General features: G+C 67.2%; 20 protein-coding genes and 1 tRNA gene. 9 read left to right on the forward strand and 12 right to left on the reverse strand.

The window, feature by feature from the left end:
- Window positions 1–7: 7 nt before the first annotated feature.
- The gene (locus tag BACI349Y_RS05595) at window positions 8–493 is read right to left on the reverse strand and encodes a Fur family transcriptional regulator (protein WP_159631228.1); all 486 of its coding nucleotides are present in this window, start codon (window positions 491–493) and stop codon (window positions 8–10) included.
- Between the two features lie 80 nt (window positions 494–573).
- On the opposite strand from BACI349Y_RS05595, the gene BACI349Y_RS05600 reads away from it, so the two are divergent.
- Both BACI349Y_RS05600 and htpX read left to right on the forward strand, forming a co-directional pair.
- Window positions 574–1,845, forward strand: a complete 1,272-nt coding sequence (locus BACI349Y_RS05600; RefSeq protein WP_159631230.1) for an MFS transporter — start codon at window positions 574–576, stop codon at window positions 1,843–1,845.
- 28 nt (window positions 1,846–1,873) lie between these two features.
- Window positions 1,874–2,740 (forward strand): zinc metalloprotease HtpX, encoded by an 867-nt coding sequence (gene htpX / locus BACI349Y_RS05605; RefSeq protein WP_159631232.1) that lies wholly within the window; start codon window positions 1,874–1,876, stop codon window positions 2,738–2,740.
- A gap of 29 nt (window positions 2,741–2,769) precedes the next feature.
- Here the strand turns inward: htpX and efeB are convergent, their stop codons facing one another.
- From efeB to BACI349Y_RS05625, 4 genes are all read right to left on the reverse strand, one after another.
- Window positions 2,770–4,146: an iron uptake transporter deferrochelatase/peroxidase subunit gene (gene efeB / locus BACI349Y_RS05610; RefSeq protein ID WP_159631234.1), complete on the reverse strand. Its 1,377-nt coding sequence runs from the start codon at window positions 4,144–4,146 to the stop codon at window positions 2,770–2,772.
- Window positions 4,143–5,336 (reverse strand): iron uptake system protein EfeO, encoded by a 1,194-nt coding sequence (efeO, locus tag BACI349Y_RS05615; protein WP_159631236.1) that lies wholly within the window; start codon window positions 5,334–5,336, stop codon window positions 4,143–4,145. The genes efeB and efeO overlap by 4 nt, the downstream gene beginning before the upstream one ends.
- Window positions 5,337–5,366: 30 nt before the next feature.
- A complete protein-coding gene (gene efeU / locus BACI349Y_RS05620; protein WP_159631238.1) occupies window positions 5,367–6,227 on the reverse strand; it encodes an iron uptake transporter permease EfeU in 861 nt (286 codons plus the stop codon).
- 257 nt (window positions 6,228–6,484) lie between these two features.
- Window positions 6,485–6,976, reverse strand: coding sequence for a YajQ family cyclic di-GMP-binding protein (locus tag BACI349Y_RS05625; RefSeq protein ID WP_159631240.1), 492 nt, complete (start codon window positions 6,974–6,976; stop codon window positions 6,485–6,487).
- Window positions 6,977–7,160: 184 nt separating this feature from the next.
- Between BACI349Y_RS05625 and BACI349Y_RS05630 the strand changes: the two genes are divergently transcribed.
- The 3 genes from BACI349Y_RS05630 (at window position 7,161) to BACI349Y_RS05640 (ending at window position 8,459) form a co-directional block, all read left to right on the forward strand.
- Window positions 7,161–7,415: a hypothetical protein gene (locus BACI349Y_RS05630; RefSeq protein ID WP_159631242.1), complete on the forward strand. Its 255-nt coding sequence runs from the start codon at window positions 7,161–7,163 to the stop codon at window positions 7,413–7,415.
- 166 nt (window positions 7,416–7,581) lie between these two features.
- Window positions 7,582–7,663, forward strand: a tRNA-Tyr gene (locus tag BACI349Y_RS05635).
- Window positions 7,664–8,033: 370 nt separating this feature from the next.
- Window positions 8,034–8,459, forward strand: coding sequence for a CBS domain-containing protein (locus BACI349Y_RS05640; RefSeq protein WP_159631244.1), 426 nt, complete (start codon window positions 8,034–8,036; stop codon window positions 8,457–8,459).
- 85 nt (window positions 8,460–8,544) lie between these two features.
- On the opposite strand, the gene BACI349Y_RS05645 is transcribed toward BACI349Y_RS05640, so the two are convergent.
- Both BACI349Y_RS05645 and BACI349Y_RS05650 read right to left on the reverse strand, forming a co-directional pair.
- On the reverse strand, window positions 8,545–9,546 hold the full coding sequence (locus tag BACI349Y_RS05645) for a LysM peptidoglycan-binding domain-containing protein (RefSeq protein ID WP_159631246.1): 1,002 nt from the start codon (window positions 9,544–9,546) through the stop codon (window positions 8,545–8,547).
- 338 nt (window positions 9,547–9,884) lie between these two features.
- On the reverse strand, window positions 9,885–10,619 hold the full coding sequence (locus BACI349Y_RS05650; protein ID WP_159631248.1) for a potassium channel family protein: 735 nt from the start codon (window positions 10,617–10,619) through the stop codon (window positions 9,885–9,887).
- A 71-nt stretch (window positions 10,620–10,690) separates the two neighbouring features.
- Between BACI349Y_RS05650 and BACI349Y_RS05655 the strand changes: the two genes are divergently transcribed.
- Window positions 10,691–11,245 (forward strand): acyl-CoA thioesterase, encoded by a 555-nt coding sequence (locus tag BACI349Y_RS05655; RefSeq protein WP_159631249.1) that lies wholly within the window; start codon window positions 10,691–10,693, stop codon window positions 11,243–11,245.
- Window positions 11,246–11,338: 93 nt separating this feature from the next.
- The gene (locus BACI349Y_RS05660; protein WP_159631251.1) at window positions 11,339–11,773 is read left to right on the forward strand and encodes a thioredoxin family protein; all 435 of its coding nucleotides are present in this window, start codon (window positions 11,339–11,341) and stop codon (window positions 11,771–11,773) included.
- Window positions 11,774–11,839: 66 nt separating this feature from the next.
- Here BACI349Y_RS05660 and BACI349Y_RS05665 read toward each other — a convergent pair whose 3' ends face one another.
- Window positions 11,840–12,118: a putative quinol monooxygenase gene (locus BACI349Y_RS05665; protein WP_159631253.1), complete on the reverse strand. Its 279-nt coding sequence runs from the start codon at window positions 12,116–12,118 to the stop codon at window positions 11,840–11,842.
- A gap of 93 nt (window positions 12,119–12,211) precedes the next feature.
- Here BACI349Y_RS05665 and BACI349Y_RS05670 point away from each other — a divergent pair, with 93 nt between their 5' ends.
- Window positions 12,212–13,888 (forward strand): AMP-binding protein, encoded by a 1,677-nt coding sequence (locus tag BACI349Y_RS05670; protein ID WP_159631255.1) that lies wholly within the window; start codon window positions 12,212–12,214, stop codon window positions 13,886–13,888.
- Here the strand turns inward: BACI349Y_RS05670 and BACI349Y_RS20225 are convergent, their stop codons facing one another.
- The 4 genes from BACI349Y_RS20225 to BACI349Y_RS05690 all read right to left on the reverse strand — a co-directional run bounded on the left by BACI349Y_RS20225 (window position 13,889) and on the right by BACI349Y_RS05690 (window position 16,467).
- Window positions 13,889–14,338: a hypothetical protein gene (locus tag BACI349Y_RS20225; protein ID WP_236560743.1), complete on the reverse strand. Its 450-nt coding sequence runs from the start codon at window positions 14,336–14,338 to the stop codon at window positions 13,889–13,891. It lies immediately after the preceding gene.
- A 13-nt stretch (window positions 14,339–14,351) separates the two neighbouring features.
- Complete coding sequence (locus BACI349Y_RS05680; protein ID WP_159631257.1) at window positions 14,352–14,507, reverse strand: hypothetical protein; 156 nt, start codon at window positions 14,505–14,507, stop codon at window positions 14,352–14,354.
- Between the two features lie 218 nt (window positions 14,508–14,725).
- Entirely contained in the window at window positions 14,726–15,337 is a 612-nt protein-coding gene (locus BACI349Y_RS05685; protein ID WP_159631259.1) for a hypothetical protein, read from the reverse strand.
- 143 nt (window positions 15,338–15,480) lie between these two features.
- A complete protein-coding gene (locus BACI349Y_RS05690; RefSeq protein WP_159631261.1) occupies window positions 15,481–16,467 on the reverse strand; it encodes a DNA-3-methyladenine glycosylase family protein in 987 nt (328 codons plus the stop codon).
- Between the two features lie 154 nt (window positions 16,468–16,621).
- Between BACI349Y_RS05690 and BACI349Y_RS05695 the strand changes: the two genes are divergently transcribed.
- Window positions 16,622–17,029 carry a VOC family protein gene (locus tag BACI349Y_RS05695; protein WP_159635280.1) on the forward strand — a complete coding sequence of 136 codons (408 nt, stop codon included), beginning with the start codon at window positions 16,622–16,624 and terminating at the stop codon, window positions 17,027–17,029.
- The last annotated feature ends 17 nt before the right edge of the window (window positions 17,030–17,046 follow it).

A 17,046-nucleotide genomic window follows, 5' to 3' on the forward strand; every position in this document is an offset into this window, starting at 1 on the left:
TGTTCTCCTATTTCTCTTTTTCTTGCGAGGGACTGTGGGGAGGAAGTTGTTGGGCCTGCTGGCACTCCTGGCAGATGCCCTGGTACATGACGTCGGCGATCTGGATGGTCATCGGCTTGGCGTCCGGATTCCAGTGCGGCGTGAGGCAGGGGGCGTGGCCGACGGCGCAGTCCACGTCTTCCACGCGGCCGCAACTGATGCAGATGGCGTGGTGGTGGTTGTCGTCCACCCGTGTTTCGTACAGAGCGGGGGAATGGGGCGGCTCGAACCGGCGCAGCATGTGCAGGTCCGTCAGGTCGCCGAGGACCACATAGACGGACTGGGCCGTCAGTTCCGGCAGTTCCGTCCGGGCGGCGGCAAGGATGCTTTCGGCTGGGGAATGCGGGTGGCGTTCGACGGCGGCGAGTACAGCGAGCCGCTGCTTGGTCACCCTGCGGCCATGGGCGCGCAGGGCTGCAGCCCACGCTTCCTGGCCATCAAAGTGCTCCATCATGGCTCCATTGAAACACTTATTATTAATAACTCACAATAAGGCTCGGCTTACCTTTCCGTGTCGCCCGCTAGTGTTGCGGGGTGGGGAAAATACTTGCCGATGTCACGCCGCTCAAGGAAAGCCCCGCATTCCGCCGGCTGTGGCTGGGATCGGCCGTGTCCGCCGTCGGCAGCCAACTCACCCTGGTGGCGGTGAGCCTTGAGGTGTACCGGCTGACCCAGGACAGCTTCTACGTTGGCCTGCTGGGCATCTTCGCGCTGGTTCCCCTGGTGGTGGGCGGCCTGATGGGCGGCTCGATCGCGGACGCGCACGACCGCCGGCGCATCGCCCTGCTGGCCTCCACGGTCCTCTGGCTGACCACCGGCCTGATCGCGCTGCAGGCATGGCTGCAGCTGGGCAACGTGTGGGTGCTGTACCTGCTGGTGGCGCTGCAAAGCGGGGCCCAGGCCATCAACCAGCCAGCCCGCAGTGCCATCATTCCGATGCTCATCCGCAAGGAACTCCTGCCGGCGGCCAACGCCCTGAGCATGCTGTCCCTGGGCCTGGCCATGGCCGCCGGGCCGCTGCTGGCCGGCGTCCTGGTGGCGTGGCTGGGGTTCGGCTGGACATACACCATCGACTTCGCCAGCTTCGCGTTCGTCCTCTGGGCCGTCTACCGGCTTCCGCCCATGCCACCCGCCGGAACCCGCAGCAAAGTGGGACTTCGTTCCGTGGTTGAGGGTTTCCGCTTCCTGGGAACGCGCCCCAACCTCCGGATGACCTTCATCATCGACCTCGTGGCCATGGTCCTTGCCCAGCCGCGGGCGCTGCTCCCCGCCGTCGCTGCCCTCATGATCGGCGGCGGCGAGGCGACCGTGGGCATCCTGCTGGCCTGCACCGCCGTCGGGGCCTTCCTGGCCGGCCTGTTCTCCGGTCCGCTGGGCAGCGTGCGCCGCCAGGGGACCGCCGTCGTGGTTTCCGTCATGGGCTGGGGTGCGTCCATTGGCGCCTTCGGCCTGGTGGTGCTCCTCGCCGGGCCCGCGCCGGACGGTGCCGTCACCCTGTGGCTCCTGCCCGCCGCCTTCTGCTGTGCGCTGGCCGGGATCGCCGACTCCATCAGCAGCGTCTTCCGGAACACCATCCTGCAGGCCGCGGCCCCGGACCACCTGCGAGGACGCCTGCAGGGGGTGTTCATCGTGGTGGTGGCCGGCGGCCCCCGGATCGGGGACCTGCTGGCCGGCGGCGCGACTAAGCTCTTGAATGAGGGCTGGGTCCTGCTGCTCGGCGGTGCGCTGTGCATCGCGGGGGCATGGCTCGCGGCGAAACTCCAGCCCGGCTTCCGGAAGTACGATGCCCGGAACCCGGTGCCCTAGCAAGCCGTTCCTTAAGCAAGGAGGAAACGTGCACAACCATCACAACGGCCTGAAGACCGCCGCGCTTTTCGGGGTGCTGTGGGCAGTCCTGCTGGGCCTCGGTGCGATCATCGGCGTCGGCACCCGCAGTTCGGCGCCCATCTGGATCATGGCCCTGATCGGCGTCGGCACCACGTTCTACGGGTACTGGAACAGCGACAAGATCGCCATCCGCTCCATGCAGGCCTTCCCGGTGACCGAAGCCCAGGCGCCGCAGCTGTACCAGATTGTCCGCGAGCTCTCCATGCGCGCCAACCAGCCCATGCCGCGGATCTACGTCTCGCCCACCATGAACCCCAACGCCTTCGCCACCGGCCGCAACCCGCAAAACGCCGCCGTCTGCTGCACCGAGGGCATCCTGCAGCTGCTGGACCCGCGCGAACTCCGCGGCGTCCTGGGCCACGAGCTCATGCACGTCTACAACCGCGACATCCTCACCTCGTCCGTGGCCGCAGCCGTCGCCGGCGTGATCACCTCGGTGGGGCAGATGCTGCTGTTCTTCGGCGGCGGAGACCGGCGCAACGCCAACCCGCTGGCCATGATCGCCATGGCCCTGCTGGCACCCTTCGCGGCGTCGCTGATCCAGATGGCCATCTCGCGCACCAGGGAGTACGACGCCGACGAGGACGGTTCGCAGCTCACTGGCGATCCGCTGGCCCTCGCCTCAGCCCTGGCCAAGATTGAGCGCGGCGTCAGCCTTGCGCCCTTGCCGCAGGACCAGCGGCTGGTCAACGCCTCGCACCTGATGATCGCCAACCCGTTCCGCGGCGGCGGCATGAACAAGCTGTTCGCCACCCACCCGCCCATGCGGGACCGGATCGCCCGGCTGGAGCGGATGGCGGGCCGGCAGCAGTAGCCGGGACCCGCCGTCGGACACCCGAACGGCTATGCGAACAGCCCGTCCCCAATGAATCCGCCGGGCTTCACCCCACCGGGAACGGCGAACAGCCCCGAACCCGTGTGCTTCAGGTACTCCACGGCCAGGGTGTCGGCCTTGGCCATTGCCATCTGCATGGGGACGTAGTGGCTCCGGGGATCGGTGACGAAGGCGATGAAGAACAGGCCGGCATCGAGGTGGCCTACGCCGTCGGAACCGTCCGTGTAGTTGTAGCCCCGGCGCAGCATCCGGACGCCGCTGTTCTGGCTGGGGTGGGCCATCCACATGTGGGAATCGAGCGGAATCAGGGGTTTGCCGCCTTTGCCTTGCCGGGTGAAGTCGGGCTCGGTGAATTCCTCGCCGCCGGACAGGGGCGCGCCCGTGCCCTTGGTCCTGCCGATCAGGCCCTCCTGCTCGCCCAGCGACGTCCGGTCCCAGGTCTCGATGTGCATCCGGATCCGCCGCGCCACGAGGTAGCTGCCGCCCGCCAGCCAGGCATCTTCAGGCCGGCCGGCCGTGGCCCACACGTGCTGGTCCAGCAGCTGGTCGTCCTCGACCTTGAGGTTGTTGGTGCCGTCCTTGAAGCCGAAGAGGTTCCGAGGGGTCTGCTGGGCACGGGTGGTGGATGAGGTCCGGCCGAATCCCAGCTGGGACCACCGCACCCGGACCTTTCCGAACCCGATCCTGGCCAGGTTCCGGATGGCGTGGACGGCAACCTGGGGGTCGTCGGCGCAGGCCTGGACCACCAGGTCGCCGCCGCTGCGGGCGGGGTCCAGGTCGTCGCCGGGGAAGTGCGGCAGGTCGATCAGGGCCTCGGGCCGCCGGCCGTCCAGGCCAAACCGGGGCACGCCGTCCTTCTCGAACAGGCCGGCGCCGAAGCCGAAGGTCAGGGTCAGCTTGCCCGCGTTGAGGTCCAGGGCCTCGCCGGTGTCCTCGGGCGGAGCGCCGTAGGGGCCATCCACCGCGCCGGTTGCGCCGGCCGGGCGGCCTTCGGTCAGGGCTTCGGCCGCGCGTGTCCAGTCCTTGAGCAGCTGGATGAGCTCGTCGCGTTTGGTGGTGGTGACGTCGAACGCGGCCATGTGCAGGCGGTCCTGGGCGGGGGTGGTGATGCCGGCCTGGTGGTCCCCGTGGAAGGGGACCACCGGACTGTCGGCGGCGGGAGGTGCCGCGGAGGCCGCCACCGCGTCGTGGCCAAGGAAGCCGGCCGCCAGTCCTGCCGCAGCCCCGCCCAGTCCGGCGATGCCAAACAGTCCGCGCCTGCTCAGACGTGCGCCCGCCGTCGGCCGTTCCCCTACGGCGGGGTCCAACGGTGCCTGGGCGGAAGCGGGCCCGGTGGTTGGCTCCGATGCCTCCGGCGCCCGGCCGCTGAACGGGCAGCCGGTCACAGGACCACCGCCGCCGTCAGCCGGGACAGGGGCTCCCCAAGGGCGTCCACCAGGGAGGCCAGCCGCTGGACCTGTTCCGGCGTCAGCTTGTCGTAGGAGGTGAAGGCGGCACCCTGGGCATGGGTGGCGAGTTCGGCCTGCAGCGCGGCGAACTTCTCATCCAGCGACGCGGCCAGGGCGGCGTCCTTCTGCTGCAGGGCCGGCTTGAGGTTTTCGAACGCGATGCGGGCACCGTCCACGTTCGCCTGGAAGTCCCAAAGGTCCGTGTGCGACCAGATTTCCTCTTCACCTGTCACTTTTCCGGTGGCAACTTCATCCAGGAGCTCCTTGGCGCCGTTGCCCAGCATGTCCGCGGAGATCTCCAGCGTGCGGGTGCGCTCAACGAGGTCCTTGGTGTCGGCCACCATGCGGTCGGCGATGGCTGAGCGCTCGGCGGCGGTCAACGCCGTGTAGCCGGCGGGCGGGAACAGGTCCTTCTCGGCGCGGTGCCACCCGGTCCACTCCTGGCCCGGCTCGAGATCGGCCTCGCGGGCGTCAAGCTGCGGGTCCAGGTCCCCGAAGGACTCGGCGACGGGCTCAATCCGTTCCCAGTGCTGGCGCGTCGCGGCGTACAGCCCGCGCGCCGTCGCCGCGTCACCGGCAGCGAAGGCCGCGGCGAACTGTTCGGTCCCGGTGAGCAGCTGTTCGCCCTGGTCCTTGACGTAGGACGCGTACTGCGTGGTGGCGGTGTCGAGGAGGTGCTGGAAATCCGCGTCCGCCGGCCGCTGGTTGCCGGACGGCGTGACCTCCAGCGCAGCCCTGATCCCGTCGCCTTCCATGCCGGGCTTGCACGCGGTGGTGTACGTGCCGGCGGGTGCGGTCACCACCAGGTTGCGGCTCAGGCCCGGGCCGATGTTCTCCACCTCGCCAAGGATGCGCAGCCCGTCCGCGGCCAGCAGGTAGAACTCCGTGACTTCGGTACCCTCATTCTTGACGGAGAACGTGAGGTTGCCGCTGGGCACGCTGGTGGCGGAGACCTTGCATTCGCTGTTCGAGCTGACGACGTCAATGGCGCCCCCGGCAGTGTCCGGGGCCTTGGTGTTGTCCGTGCAGCCCGTGAGGACCAACGGCACGGCGACGACGGCGGCGGCCAGGGAAGCGATTTTCGTCCCGGGGACGCGGGCGTTTTTGGGCAGGGTGAAGCCAGGCATGGGGATTCCTTTGGTGCGGGTGAGGGGGATTTAGGCGGCGGCTACGGCCTTGACGGCAGTGTTGTTGTGGGAGCCGGCGGGGCCGGGCGGTGCTTTGCGGTTGATCCGGAGGTACAGGAACAGCACGGGCAGCACGTAGAGCAGCCAGGCTCCGGCCTCCAGCCAGGTGGTGGCGGGGGAGAAGTTGAGGGTGCCCTTGAGCAGGGTGCCGTACCAGGACGACGGCGGGACGGCGCCGCTGATGTCAAAGGCCAGGGAGTGCAGGCCCGGGAGCAGTCCGGCTTCCTGGAGGTCGTGGATCCCGTAGGACAGGACGCCGCCGGCGATGATGATCAGGGCCGCGCCGGTCCAGGTGAAGAAACGCGAGAGGTTCACTTTCAGGACGCCCCGGTGCAGCAGGTAGCCGAAGCCGGCCGCGGCGGCCAGGCCCAGGAGGGCGCCGATGAGCGGCTGGGTGGATTCGCCCGTGGCCTTGGCTGCTGCCCAGAGGAAGAGGGCTGTTTCCAGGCCCTCGCGTCCCACCGCGATGGCGGCCACGACGGCCAGCCCCCAACCTGCTCCGCCCGCGGACCTGTCCACGCGGGATTTCAGGTCGCTGCCCAGGGTTCGTGCGGTGCGTGCCATCCAGAAGACCATCCACGTCACCAGGCCGACGGCGGCGATGGACAGGGTGCCGCCGATGGCCTCCTGCGCTTCGAAGGTGAGCCCCTTGGGGCCGAAGGTCAGCAGGGCGCCGAAGGCAACGGACACTGCAACGGCCGCTGCCACGCCCACCCACAACCGGGGAATGAGATGGCGGCGGTCCGTTTTGGCCAGGTAGGCCATGAGGAGGACCACCACCAGGGTGGCTTCGAGTCCTTCGCGCAGGCCGATCAGGAAATTGGCAGTCATGGAGTGTTCTTTCGCTCAGGCTGCCCTTACTTAGGCAGGCCTAAGGAAGAGATTACCCGGCGCCGTCGATTACGCAAACTAAACGTGCCGTAATTGTCCCCAGGTTACCCTTCCGGGCCCCAAGCGCCCTGGCAGCTCCGCGCTGCGTAAAGCAGGGGGAACATGCAGAAAGGCCGGCGCACCCGGAATGCGGGCTGCACCGGCCTCTAGGCGTGGCGTGTAACTTTTTCCGCGTCGAAAACGACGGCGGCGGGTGACTAGCTGCGGAAGTTCACAAACTGCAGGTCTGCTTCCTCGAAGTCCTTCAGCAGCGCCATGGTGGCCTGCAGGTCGTCACGCGACTTGGAGGAAACACGCAGTTCGTCGCCCTGGATCTGCGACTTGACCGACTTGGGTGCTTCGTCGCGGATGAGCTTGTTGATCTTCTTGGCCAGGTCCTGGGCAATGCCTTCCTTGATGGAGGCCTCCAGGCGGTACTCCTTGCCCGAGGCGTAGGGTTCCCCCTCGTCCAGGGACTTCAGCGAGATGCCGCGCTTGATCAGCTTGGACTGGAAAACGTCCAGGACGGCCTTGACGCGCTCTTCCGAGTTGGCCTTCATGAGGATCTTCTCGCCGCTGAAGTCGATCTCGGCGCCCACGCCCTTGAAGTCATAGCGCTGGGCGATTTCCTTCTGGGACTGGTTGAGCGCGTTGGCCACTTCCTGCTTGTCCACTTTGCTTACGACGTCGAACGTTGACTCGCCTGCCATGACTCTCCTTTGTTGATGGGAGCCCCGTGCGGATACAGGGCCTGGATCACTGGCATCCAGCCTAATACGGATGGCCGGGCCGGTGGGGCGGCGCATTCACAGTTCCCTCTCAGCGGACGCACCGGGGGAACGAAGGAGGGCTGGCGAGAGTTGGAGCAGTTGGACCGCAGTTGAAGGGAACACCATGCACCGCAAAGCCGCCCGTTACGTTACCCGGAGCACCAGTACGGCAACAGGGGCGGTGGCTGCCGCAGCGTCCTCGGTGGCGGCGGCCGCAGTGGCGGCCTCCATTGTCTTCAGTCCCGTGGCGGATGCCTCCGCCCGGATGGACGGGGTCCGCGCCGACCTCCAGCGGGCTGTGCAGCTCAACCAGATCACCGAGGAGCAGGCGCTCAGCTTCGAAGCCAAGCTGGCGGGACGGATCCTGGGGGAGGCCTGAGGGCCGGAATTCCCCGCCGTTTTGCTGGTTTTGCGGTCACGGAAGGCCCGATTCGATTCTTCGCCGGAAGTTCTGTAAAGTTGTCTTGCCCGCGGTTACTGAAGCGGGAAGGACCGGAAACGGACCCTTCCGCCCACTGCATCGGCGGGTACTTCTTTTGAAGTTCGGCAGATTACCCGAGCGGCCAAAGGGGGCTGACTGTAAATCAGCTGGCAACGCCTACGGGGGTTCGAATCCCTCATCTGCCACCCAATGAGAAGCCTCCGGAACCATCAGGTTCCGGAGGCTTTTTCGTTCCCGCCCCGAACGCGCGATCACTTCCCGTCCCAACTTCGGGGACGCGCGATCACTTCCCGCGTATCCCGCAGTCCGCAGGGCACGTGGCCGCGGCAGTATGTCGGCGCGCTTCACCAAATCTGATGGGGCATCGGTCCGAAAGCGGCGGGAGGTGATGGGGCGTTGGAAGGGAAGCGGCGGGAGGTGATGGGGCGTTGGAAGGGAAGCGGCGGCAACGCTCCACCCGCCGTCGACACCATGTTGGTGCGGGCGTAATCTGGCAGCATCGGCGCAAGTGCTCCGATGCCCTGCGTCGATAATCCATCGATGAAGGAGGATTCAATGAGTGCTGTACGTGAATTCATGACCACTGACGCGCGGTGCGTCAGGGAAACAGAGTCACTGACGGACGCGGCCCGCATGATGATGGACCTCGACTGCGGAGCGCTTCCCATTTGCGGTGACGACGGCAAGCTGAAGGGCATGATCACTGACCGTGACATCGTGCTCAAGTGCGTTGCCGCCGGCCGCGACCCCGGCCAGATGATGGCCCGCGAGCTCGCTGCCGGCAAGCCGTTCTGCATCGACGCCGACGCCAACGTTGATGCAGCCATCGACATGATGGAGCAGCACCAGGTCCGCAGGCTTCCGGTGATCTCGGACCACAAACTGGTAGGCATCATCAGCCAGGGCGATATTGCCCGCAACTACTCCGAACAGCGCGTGGGCGAACTGGTGGAACACATTTCAGAACGCCACGGCGTGTAGCGTGCCACTGGCGCATCATTGGCTTGTCCGCGGATCCGGCCCTTGAAGGCCCGGACCCGCGGACAAGCTTATGAATTCCGGAATTTCAGTTCAGCGCGACCAGGAGCATGGTGCTGGTCCCCGGAATGCAGGTCTGCAGGATCGCCCGGGGAAAGCCGCCGAACACCGAGATGACGTCATTGGTGGTTCCGGGATTTGGCACTGTGCCGCGCCCGGTCACCGTGTACGTTCCGTAACCCGGGATGCTCACAGTCTCACCCACTCCGATTCCTGAGAACCGGGCCCAGCCACCGCAGAAATCGTGTTCGGTGATGAACACGGAGTAGCCGTCATTGGGGGTGTAGTGGATGGGCCCGATGCAGGCGTCCACCATGGACTGGCCACCCGAACCGGCCACGTAGATGGTCCGGACGGCAGGAGCCGCCGGCGCAACGGCGGCCGGAGCGGACGCCTGCGCAGCAAACGGTGCCGCTGCGGGGGCGGGCGCGGCAGCCGGAGCAGGAGCAGGCTCGGCAACTGCGATCGGCGGGCCCGTCAACAGGAGCGTTTCGCCCGGGTAGATGAAGCTGTAGGCACTCAATCCGTTGGCCCCGAGCATGGCATTCATGTCCACGCCATGGCTGGCCGCGATCGCCCCGACGGTGTCGCCCTGGACCACCGTGTACAGGTTGGGGTCGCCGGCAGGTTCGGGGACCGGCGCGGGCGCAGGCTCGGGTGCTGCGGGCGGCGGAACCGGAGCCGGGTCGGCCGGTGGGGCCGGCGCTTCGGCGGCCGGAGCGGCCGCCTGCGCGGCCACTGCTTCCGCCGCGCCGGGAGCGGCTGCAGGAGGTGTTGGGGCGGCGCTGCTTGCCGACGGCGGCGCGGGTGCCTCTGCTACCTGCGCCGCCGCCGTCGTGCTCCCGTTGAGGGACGCGGGCGGCGCCGCCATGGCCCCGACGCCCACCGCCGCCACCACCGCTGCCGTGGCCATGCCGGCCCATAGTTTGTTGCTGATGACCGGCCGGCCGGTGGTGAGGTCGGTCCGGGGTTCGTCGGTGGCGAAGCTTCTGCTGGTGCCGTCGGGGGAGGGGAAGGAAGGCTGGTTCATGGGTTGCCCATCAGTGTTCGGTCCCGCCGGGGCGCTGCGTGCACACCAGGACGCTGGACGAAGCGAGATGTTATTGCGCCGCCGGCTCCGGCGGGGGCCGGAGTCGGAAGCGGCGCAGGTTGGAGGCATCCGCATACCCAGAAAATGCGGGGCTCCGCGTGACGGCAGGAGCTCCCGGAAGCCACCCGGGGGACCTGCCAGTGCGTGTTGGTCCTAGGAATCCCGAGTCTAGGAATGGGGCAACGCAGGGGCACCAGTAGGGGTTACCCGATTTCGCTGGCCCGCTACTCGCCCGGAACGGGGTCGCTACTCGACGCCGGAACGTTGGATACTTGCCGTTAAAGGGGCCGGCGTTCCCGCAGTTCCGCGATCTCCCGCCGCAGCAGGGCGATCTCGCTGACCAGCTCGGCCACCTCGGCCCGCACCGGTTCCTCCACGGCCTCGGCCACCGTTTCGGCTGTGTCTTCCACCCTTTGGACCAGCCAGGAGGCGATGGACGCCGTCACCACACCGAGGACCGCGATCCCGCTCATCATGAGAGCTGTGGCCACCAGGCGGCCGATGGGCGTCACGGGGTACATGTCCCCGTAGCCCACGGTGGTGATGGTGGCGGTGGCCCACCACAGGGCGTCACCGAATGTGGTGATCTTGGCGTCGGGTGCCCACTGTTCCACGTCCAGCACGGCCAGGGCCCCCACGAAAACCAGCAACGCCGCGGACGCCGCCACGTAGGTGACCACCCGGCCGCGCAGCGTTTCGCCCACGGTCCGGTGCAGCACGGACAACAGCGTCACCAGGCGCAGCAGCCGCAGGGGGCGGAAGAACGGCAGGGCCACGATCACCAGCTCGTGCAGGTTCCGGACGAACCACTGCCTGCGGTTTTCCGCCAGCCACAGGTTTGCCGCGTAGTCCAGGACAAAGACGCACCAGGTGACCCACATGGCGCCCTCGAGCCAGTCCGCTCCTGTGCCTTCGATCCGGCCGATCACCTGCCAGGCGTACGCGCCCAGGAACACCAGGGCGGTAGCCATCAAAGGCCACTCCGCCAGGGCCCGGTAGCGTTGCTGCGTCATGCAGGAAATCCTACGGGGCGGGGGTACGGCCCGCCCTCCCGCAAAATGTTACCGGCGGGTAACATTGAGGCATGCACCTGCTCCTGAGAACCCTCCTTATGCTCTTCCGCTCCGGCCGCCGTCCGCCGTTGGCGGTGTGGGACCCGTCGTCCCTGCCCCTGCGCGTCCTGCCCACGGACATCGACATCGCCATGCACGTCAACAACGGCATGTACCTGTCCCTGATGGACCTGGGCCGGTTCGACCTGATGGTGCGCAGCGGCGTCTGGAAGCGGATGCGCCGCCGCGGCTGGAGCCCGGTGGTGTCCGCGGAGACCATTTCCTTCCGCAAATCGCTGCAGCTGTGGCAGGAGTACGCCATCGAGACCCGCATCATCGGGCTGGACACCAAGGCGATCTTCTTCGAGCAGCGCATGGTGTCCGACGGCGAAATCTACGCGCGTGCCTACATCGCCACCCGGCTGGTCACCAGGAAGGGCCCGGTCAGCCAGGAAGACATCCTTCAGGAGTTCGGCGCCCCGCCGGCGGACCTGGTCCTTCCCGAATGGATCCACGATTGGCGGGCCTCAAGTGCCCTGCCCGGCAGCCGCACCCCGGCCCCGCATCTCTGGGATGCCACCGCCTGAAGCCGGCGGCCGCCGTCGTCCTTCCCGGTATTCCCAATGACGCGGGGAGCGAACAACCGCGACAGTCCCCGGCCGGACGCGTACCGTGGACACATGGCTACCCTTGACATCACAGGTGAACAGTTCGCATCGACGATTGAAGGAAACGACATTGTCCTGGTCGATTTCTGGGCAGAATGGTGCGGCCCCTGCAAGCAGTTCGGCCCCACTTACTCGTCAGTCTCCGAGAAGCACCCGGACGTCCTTTTCACCAAGGTGGACACCGAAGCGGAGCAGCAGCTCGCGGCGGAGGCAGGCATAACCTCCATTCCCACGCTGATGGCCTTCCGTGAAAAGGTGCTGGTGTTCTCCCAGCCCGGCGCCCTCAATGCCCAGCAGCTGGAACAGGTGGTGGACGCCGTGAAGGCGCTGGACATGGACGAGGTCCACGCCCATGTGGCCAAGCAGCGCGAGGAAGCAGCAGCCGCCGCCGGCAAGCCTGCCGGCCAGAACGGTCCCCAGGACGGCACGCAGATCCCCGACTTCTAAAACCCAATAAACGCAGAATGCGGGACCTCCCACAGGAGGTCCCGCATTCTGCGTTTAACGGCTGCGCTAGACGCGTTCCACCTTGACCGGTTCGGCCAGCAGCGCGCTCAGCGATTCGTTCAGGTCCTGCACGGCGATGCCCTTGGAGTGCCTGTCCAAGTCCTCTTCGGAGGCCCACTGCTCGGTCAGGACCAGCTTCTCTTCAGTGGCTTCGGTCAGTTCGTACTGGATGCAGCCTGGCTCCTTCACCACCTCGTCGATGGCGATTTCCAGGGCCAGCTTGACGCGGTGGAACTCGCCGTCGTTGGGGATGAACGTTGCTATCAGGTCAATGGGTGCACTCATGGATTTCACAATACCGGGCGCCCGGGAACGAACCGGCAGTGTTGCGGTGCCGGCATGCTTCTCCTGCCGGGATCCTGTTGGTAGCGTGCCATCATGCGTGCTTATACAGCCGGGGACACTGACGTCCCGCTCCTGGAGGAAACCATCGGCGCGAACTTCGAGCGCGTCGCCGCGCAGTTTCCCCTCCACGACGCCCTCATCGAGGCCGCACCCGTGCCGGGCGCTGACGCCCGCCGCTGGAGCTACACCAAGATGAACGACGACGTCGACCGGCTGGCCCGCGCGCTCCTCGCCCTGGGCGTCGCCAAGGGGGAGAGGGTGGGCATCTGGAGCCCCAACTGCGCCGAGTGGACGCTGCTGCAGTACGCCACCGCCAAGATGGGTGCCATCCTGGTCAACGTCAACCCCGCGTACCGCAGCCACGAACTGGAGTTCGTGGTCAAGCAGAACGGCATGCGCATGCTGGTCACGGCGCCGTCGGACGCCAACAGCGACTACGTGGCCATGGGCCGCCAGGCCCTCCTTACCTGCCCGGACCTGCGGGAACTCGTCTTCCTGCCGGACCATGGCCTGGACGCGCTGAAAGCCGGCAGCCCCCAAAGCGACGCCGAACTCACGTACGCCGAGCTGCTCAAGCGCGCTGACGCCGTCGCGCATTCGCACCTGGTGGCCCGTATGGCCGAACTCAGCCCGCACGATCCCATCAACCTGCAGTACACCTCCGGAACCACCGGCTTCCCCAAGGGGGCCACGCTGACGCACCACAACATCCTGAACAACGGTTTTGCGATCGGCGAGCTGCTGGGCTACACCGAGCATGACCGCGTGGTGATCCCCGTGCCGTTCTACCACTGCTTCGGCATGGTGATCGGCAACCTCAACGCCCTCAGCCACGGCGCCGCCACCATCATCCCGGGCCGGGGCTTCTCACCCGCCGCCGCGCTCGAGGCCGTCCAGGACTTCCACGGCACCTCCCTGTACGGCGTGCCCACCATGTTCATCGCCGAGCTCGCACTGCCCGACTTCGGTTCCTACGATCTGTCCACGCTCCGCACAGGGGTCATGGCGGGTTCGCTGTGTCCCATCGAGGTGATGAACCGGGTCATCTCGGAAATGAACATGGTGGACGTGGCCATCTGCTACGGCATGACCGAGACCTCGCCGGTGTCCACCATGACCCGCAAGGGCGACACCCTGCAGCAGCGCACCGAGACCGTGGGCCGCACCATGCCGCAGCTGGAAAGCAAGATCGTGGATCCTGCCACCGGGGAGGACCTGGAACGCGGGCAGATCGGCGAACTCTGCACCCGCGGCTACGCCGTCATGGCCGGATACTGGAACCAGCCGGACAAGACCGCCGAGGCCATCGACGCAGAGGGCTGGATGCACACCGGGGACCTGGCCCGCATGGACGATGACGGCTATGTGGTGGTGGAGGGCCGCATCAAGGACATGGTGATCCGCGGCGGCGAAAACATCTACCCCCGCGAAATCGAGGAATTCCTCTACACCCACCCGGACATCCAGGACGTCCAGGTCATCGGGGTCCCGGATCAGCGGTATGGCGAGGAACTCATGGCCTGCATTATCCTCAAGCCGGGGGCCGGGCCCCTCGACGCCGGGGCCCTCGCAGAGTTCTGCCGCGGGCGGCTGGCCCACTACAAGATTCCCCGCTATGTGGAAGTTCGGGAGAGCTTCCCCATGACGGTCTCGGGGAAGATCCGCAAAGTCCAGATGCGCGAGGAGGCCGTGGCCCGGCTGGGCCTCTGACTACCCGGGCTGCTGCACCAGGGCGAAGCGGACTTCGCCCTCGCAGATGGAGGTGACCCGGACCGTGTAGCCGTCGAAGGATGCCTGCTGGCCGATAGCGAGCCCGCGGAACTCTTTTGACGCGGGGCTGCCACCGGAAAGGAGGGCAACCGACAAGTCCGCGGTCACCGGGTCATTCTTCAGGTGCGTACTGGAAAGCCGGACCAGGGGTGGCTCCGCTGTGGAGGTTGCTGGAAGCAGCGGGAATGAGCCGTTGGCTGATGGGAACACCTTGTAGTTTCCAGTGCTGGTGCAGCTTGGACTGGAAGCGCTCCCTTGGCCTTTCGTGGCTACTGCCTGCGGCTTCGAATCAACCGTTGTTTCGGTCTGGGCACAGCCAGCGAGGGGCAGGGCCGAGGACAGGGCTGCCAGGACAAGGAGCCAGCCCCACGCCTCCGAATTTCGCGCCATGAGCCGACCGGCCTCAGGATTGTCCATCGGGCTGCTGCACCAGATCGAAGCGGACTTCGCCGTCGCAGATCGAGGTGATCTTGATGGTGCAGCCGTTATGGGAAGCTTCGGAGCCGGGCTGCAGGCCATTGAAGTAGGCCGGAGTGGGATCAGGAGCATCGGCCGCCATGGACAAGTCGGCAGTTGCAGGGGAGGCAGCGGCCTTCGTGCCACCCAGCCCCACAGTCGGCGTGAACTTGTCGCGATGGCAGGAGCGGCCATCACCGCACTACGCAGTGCAGGCCTCGCGGGCCCTATGAATTACTGCCACGTCTTTCCCCCAGATCAGTCCCAGCCTCCAACACAGCCTATGGGACGGCGGACAAAGGCGGGATGGGGAGAACTGCCCTAGCCCTCCAAGGAGCCCCTGGAGGTGCGGCGTGATACCTGGATAACCGCAAGGGCAGCCAGCACGACTCCTGCCAGCCCTACCGCTGCCAAGAGTTGCCGGGAGGGGCCTTCAGGTGCCGTCAGGGCTCGGAGGGCACCTCGCCCGCCGCGTCCCCGGTCCGCGCTGGTGACTTCGTTGGCCGGGATATTCCACTCCTCCTGGGAGGGGAAGATTCCGGGTGGGAGCTGCACCTCGCGCAGTTCCCGCCGGGCGGCGAGCCGCTCGCGGACCTCCGGGTTCGGGGCCGGTTCCAGGTTGTCCGCGGCGATGGCCGTGGGGTAGTCGATGATGTAGGGCTCACCGTAAAACGCCGACGACGCCACGGACTCCACCCAGGTGCCGGGAGGCGGGGCGACGCCGCGCGCGGCAAAGGCTGTATGCAGCATGTCCCGGATTTCCTCGAGGCTCCTGCCTCCAGCGTCGCGCGACACGTCGAAGATGGCCAGCTGCAGCTTGAGCTTCTGCTCCGCGTCCGGGTCTTGGGCGTCCGGATCCAGGACCGCGGGATCCTGGGACGTCCCGGGCACAGCCTCGGCGTTTGGGTTGGTGCTGCCTGTTTCGGAGCTCATGGGATCCTTTCGGTCGAGGTTGCCTGCCAGCCTGGTGCCGTCCAGCCGGACGGGTGTGGCACCCCGCGGGGCACCCCATACCGGCTCCGTACCCTCTGGCACGGAGATCAAGCGTTTCCAGGCGGCCGGAAGTGCCGTGCAGGTCAGTGCCCCCGGTGGTCCTGGATGGTCATCCGCGGGCCAAAGGTGGGTTTGCGGAAGCCGGTGGCCTGGATCATCCTGACCACGCGCTGGCGGTGCCCCCGCCAGGGCTCCAGCAGGCGGAGCATCCCGGCGTCGTCGGTCCGGCGTCCGGTCAGTGCGGCCCCCACGTAGGCCGCGAGGTGGTAGTCGCCCACCGAGATCGAGTCCGGGCAGCCGTGGGTGCGCTGCACCACCTCCGCGGCGGTCCACACCCCAATCCCCGGGATGGCCTGCATCTTCTCCGCTGCCTCCAGCGCGGGGAGCGCCGCGAGGCGTTCAAGCGCGGCGGCGGAGCGCAGGGCGCGCATGACGGTGGCGGAGCGCTGGGGTCCCACGCCGGCCTTGTGCCACTCCCAGCTGGGAACCTGCAGCCACTGGGAGGCCGTCGGTGCCACGAGCAAACCGCCCGGCGTGGACGTCCCTGCCAGGGGTGCGGGAGTCCCGTAGCGGTGCACCAGGTAGCGGTAGGCACGCCGCGCCTCGATCACCGTCACCTTCTGCTCCAGGATGATCGGCACCAGTTGGTCCACCATGCGGCCGCTTGAAGGCAGCCGGACCGCCAGGCTGCGGCGCCGGGCCTCCCGCACCATGCGCGGCAGCGTGGCATGGAAGGCCGGTTCATCGAAACCCTGCCAGTCGTCGTCGGCTCCCAACAGGCGGGGCGCCGACTGCACGGCAGCTGCGGCGCCGGGGCCCCACGCCTGGATATCCACCAACGGCGCGCCCACATCGCCGCCACCCGAGGGGGCGAGCCGCATGGTGGCCGCACCGTCCGGCGTCGTAAAGGCATTCCAGACGACGTCCCCCTGCACGCAGAAGGAGGGATCGCTGTTGCCGCGCAGGAGCGGGCCAATGGTCCGGGAAAGACTGTAGGGGGCCTCCGGATACCACCGCAGGGACACGTCCGCCGCGGCTGCCAGCCGGGGAGGTGCCTCTGCGATCGTCATGCCTTCAATCGTCCCACGGACCACTGACAGCGGCGGGACCATCGGCCCTTACGCGCACTGCGGCCCCGCATTAGGATCGCCGCGTGTGGCACCCGGGCGCCTGCGCGGCAAGGCACCCAACCAGCAGACAAGCACAGGAACACGGAGGGCAACCATGGGCGGCGTAGTGCATTTCGAGATCCCGGCGGACGACCAGGAACGGGCCAGGAAATTCTACCGGGACGCCCTGGGCTGGCGGATCGAACCGGTGCCCGGCATGGACTACAACATGGTCATCACCACGGACATGGACGACGCCGGGCAATCAACAACTCCAGGGGCCATCAACGGCGGGATGATGGCCCGCGAAGGACAGATAACCAGCCCGGTCATCACCATCGATGTGCCGGATATCAACTCAACCCTGAAGTCCGTAGAGGAATCCGGCGGTTCCGTGCTCATACCCAAAAACGAAGTTCCCGGCATGGGGTACACGGCCTACTTCAAGGACTCCGAAGGCAACGTCATGGGCCTCTGGGAAAACCTCCCCGCCGGTGAGGGCGGCCAGGCCCCAGTCAGCTGAGCCGAGACAGCTGATCC

Origin of the sequence: Arthrobacter sp. 8AJ, assembly GCF_902506025.1 — a bacterium.
In the GTDB taxonomy this organism is placed as follows: domain Bacteria; phylum Actinomycetota; class Actinomycetes; order Actinomycetales; family Micrococcaceae; genus Arthrobacter.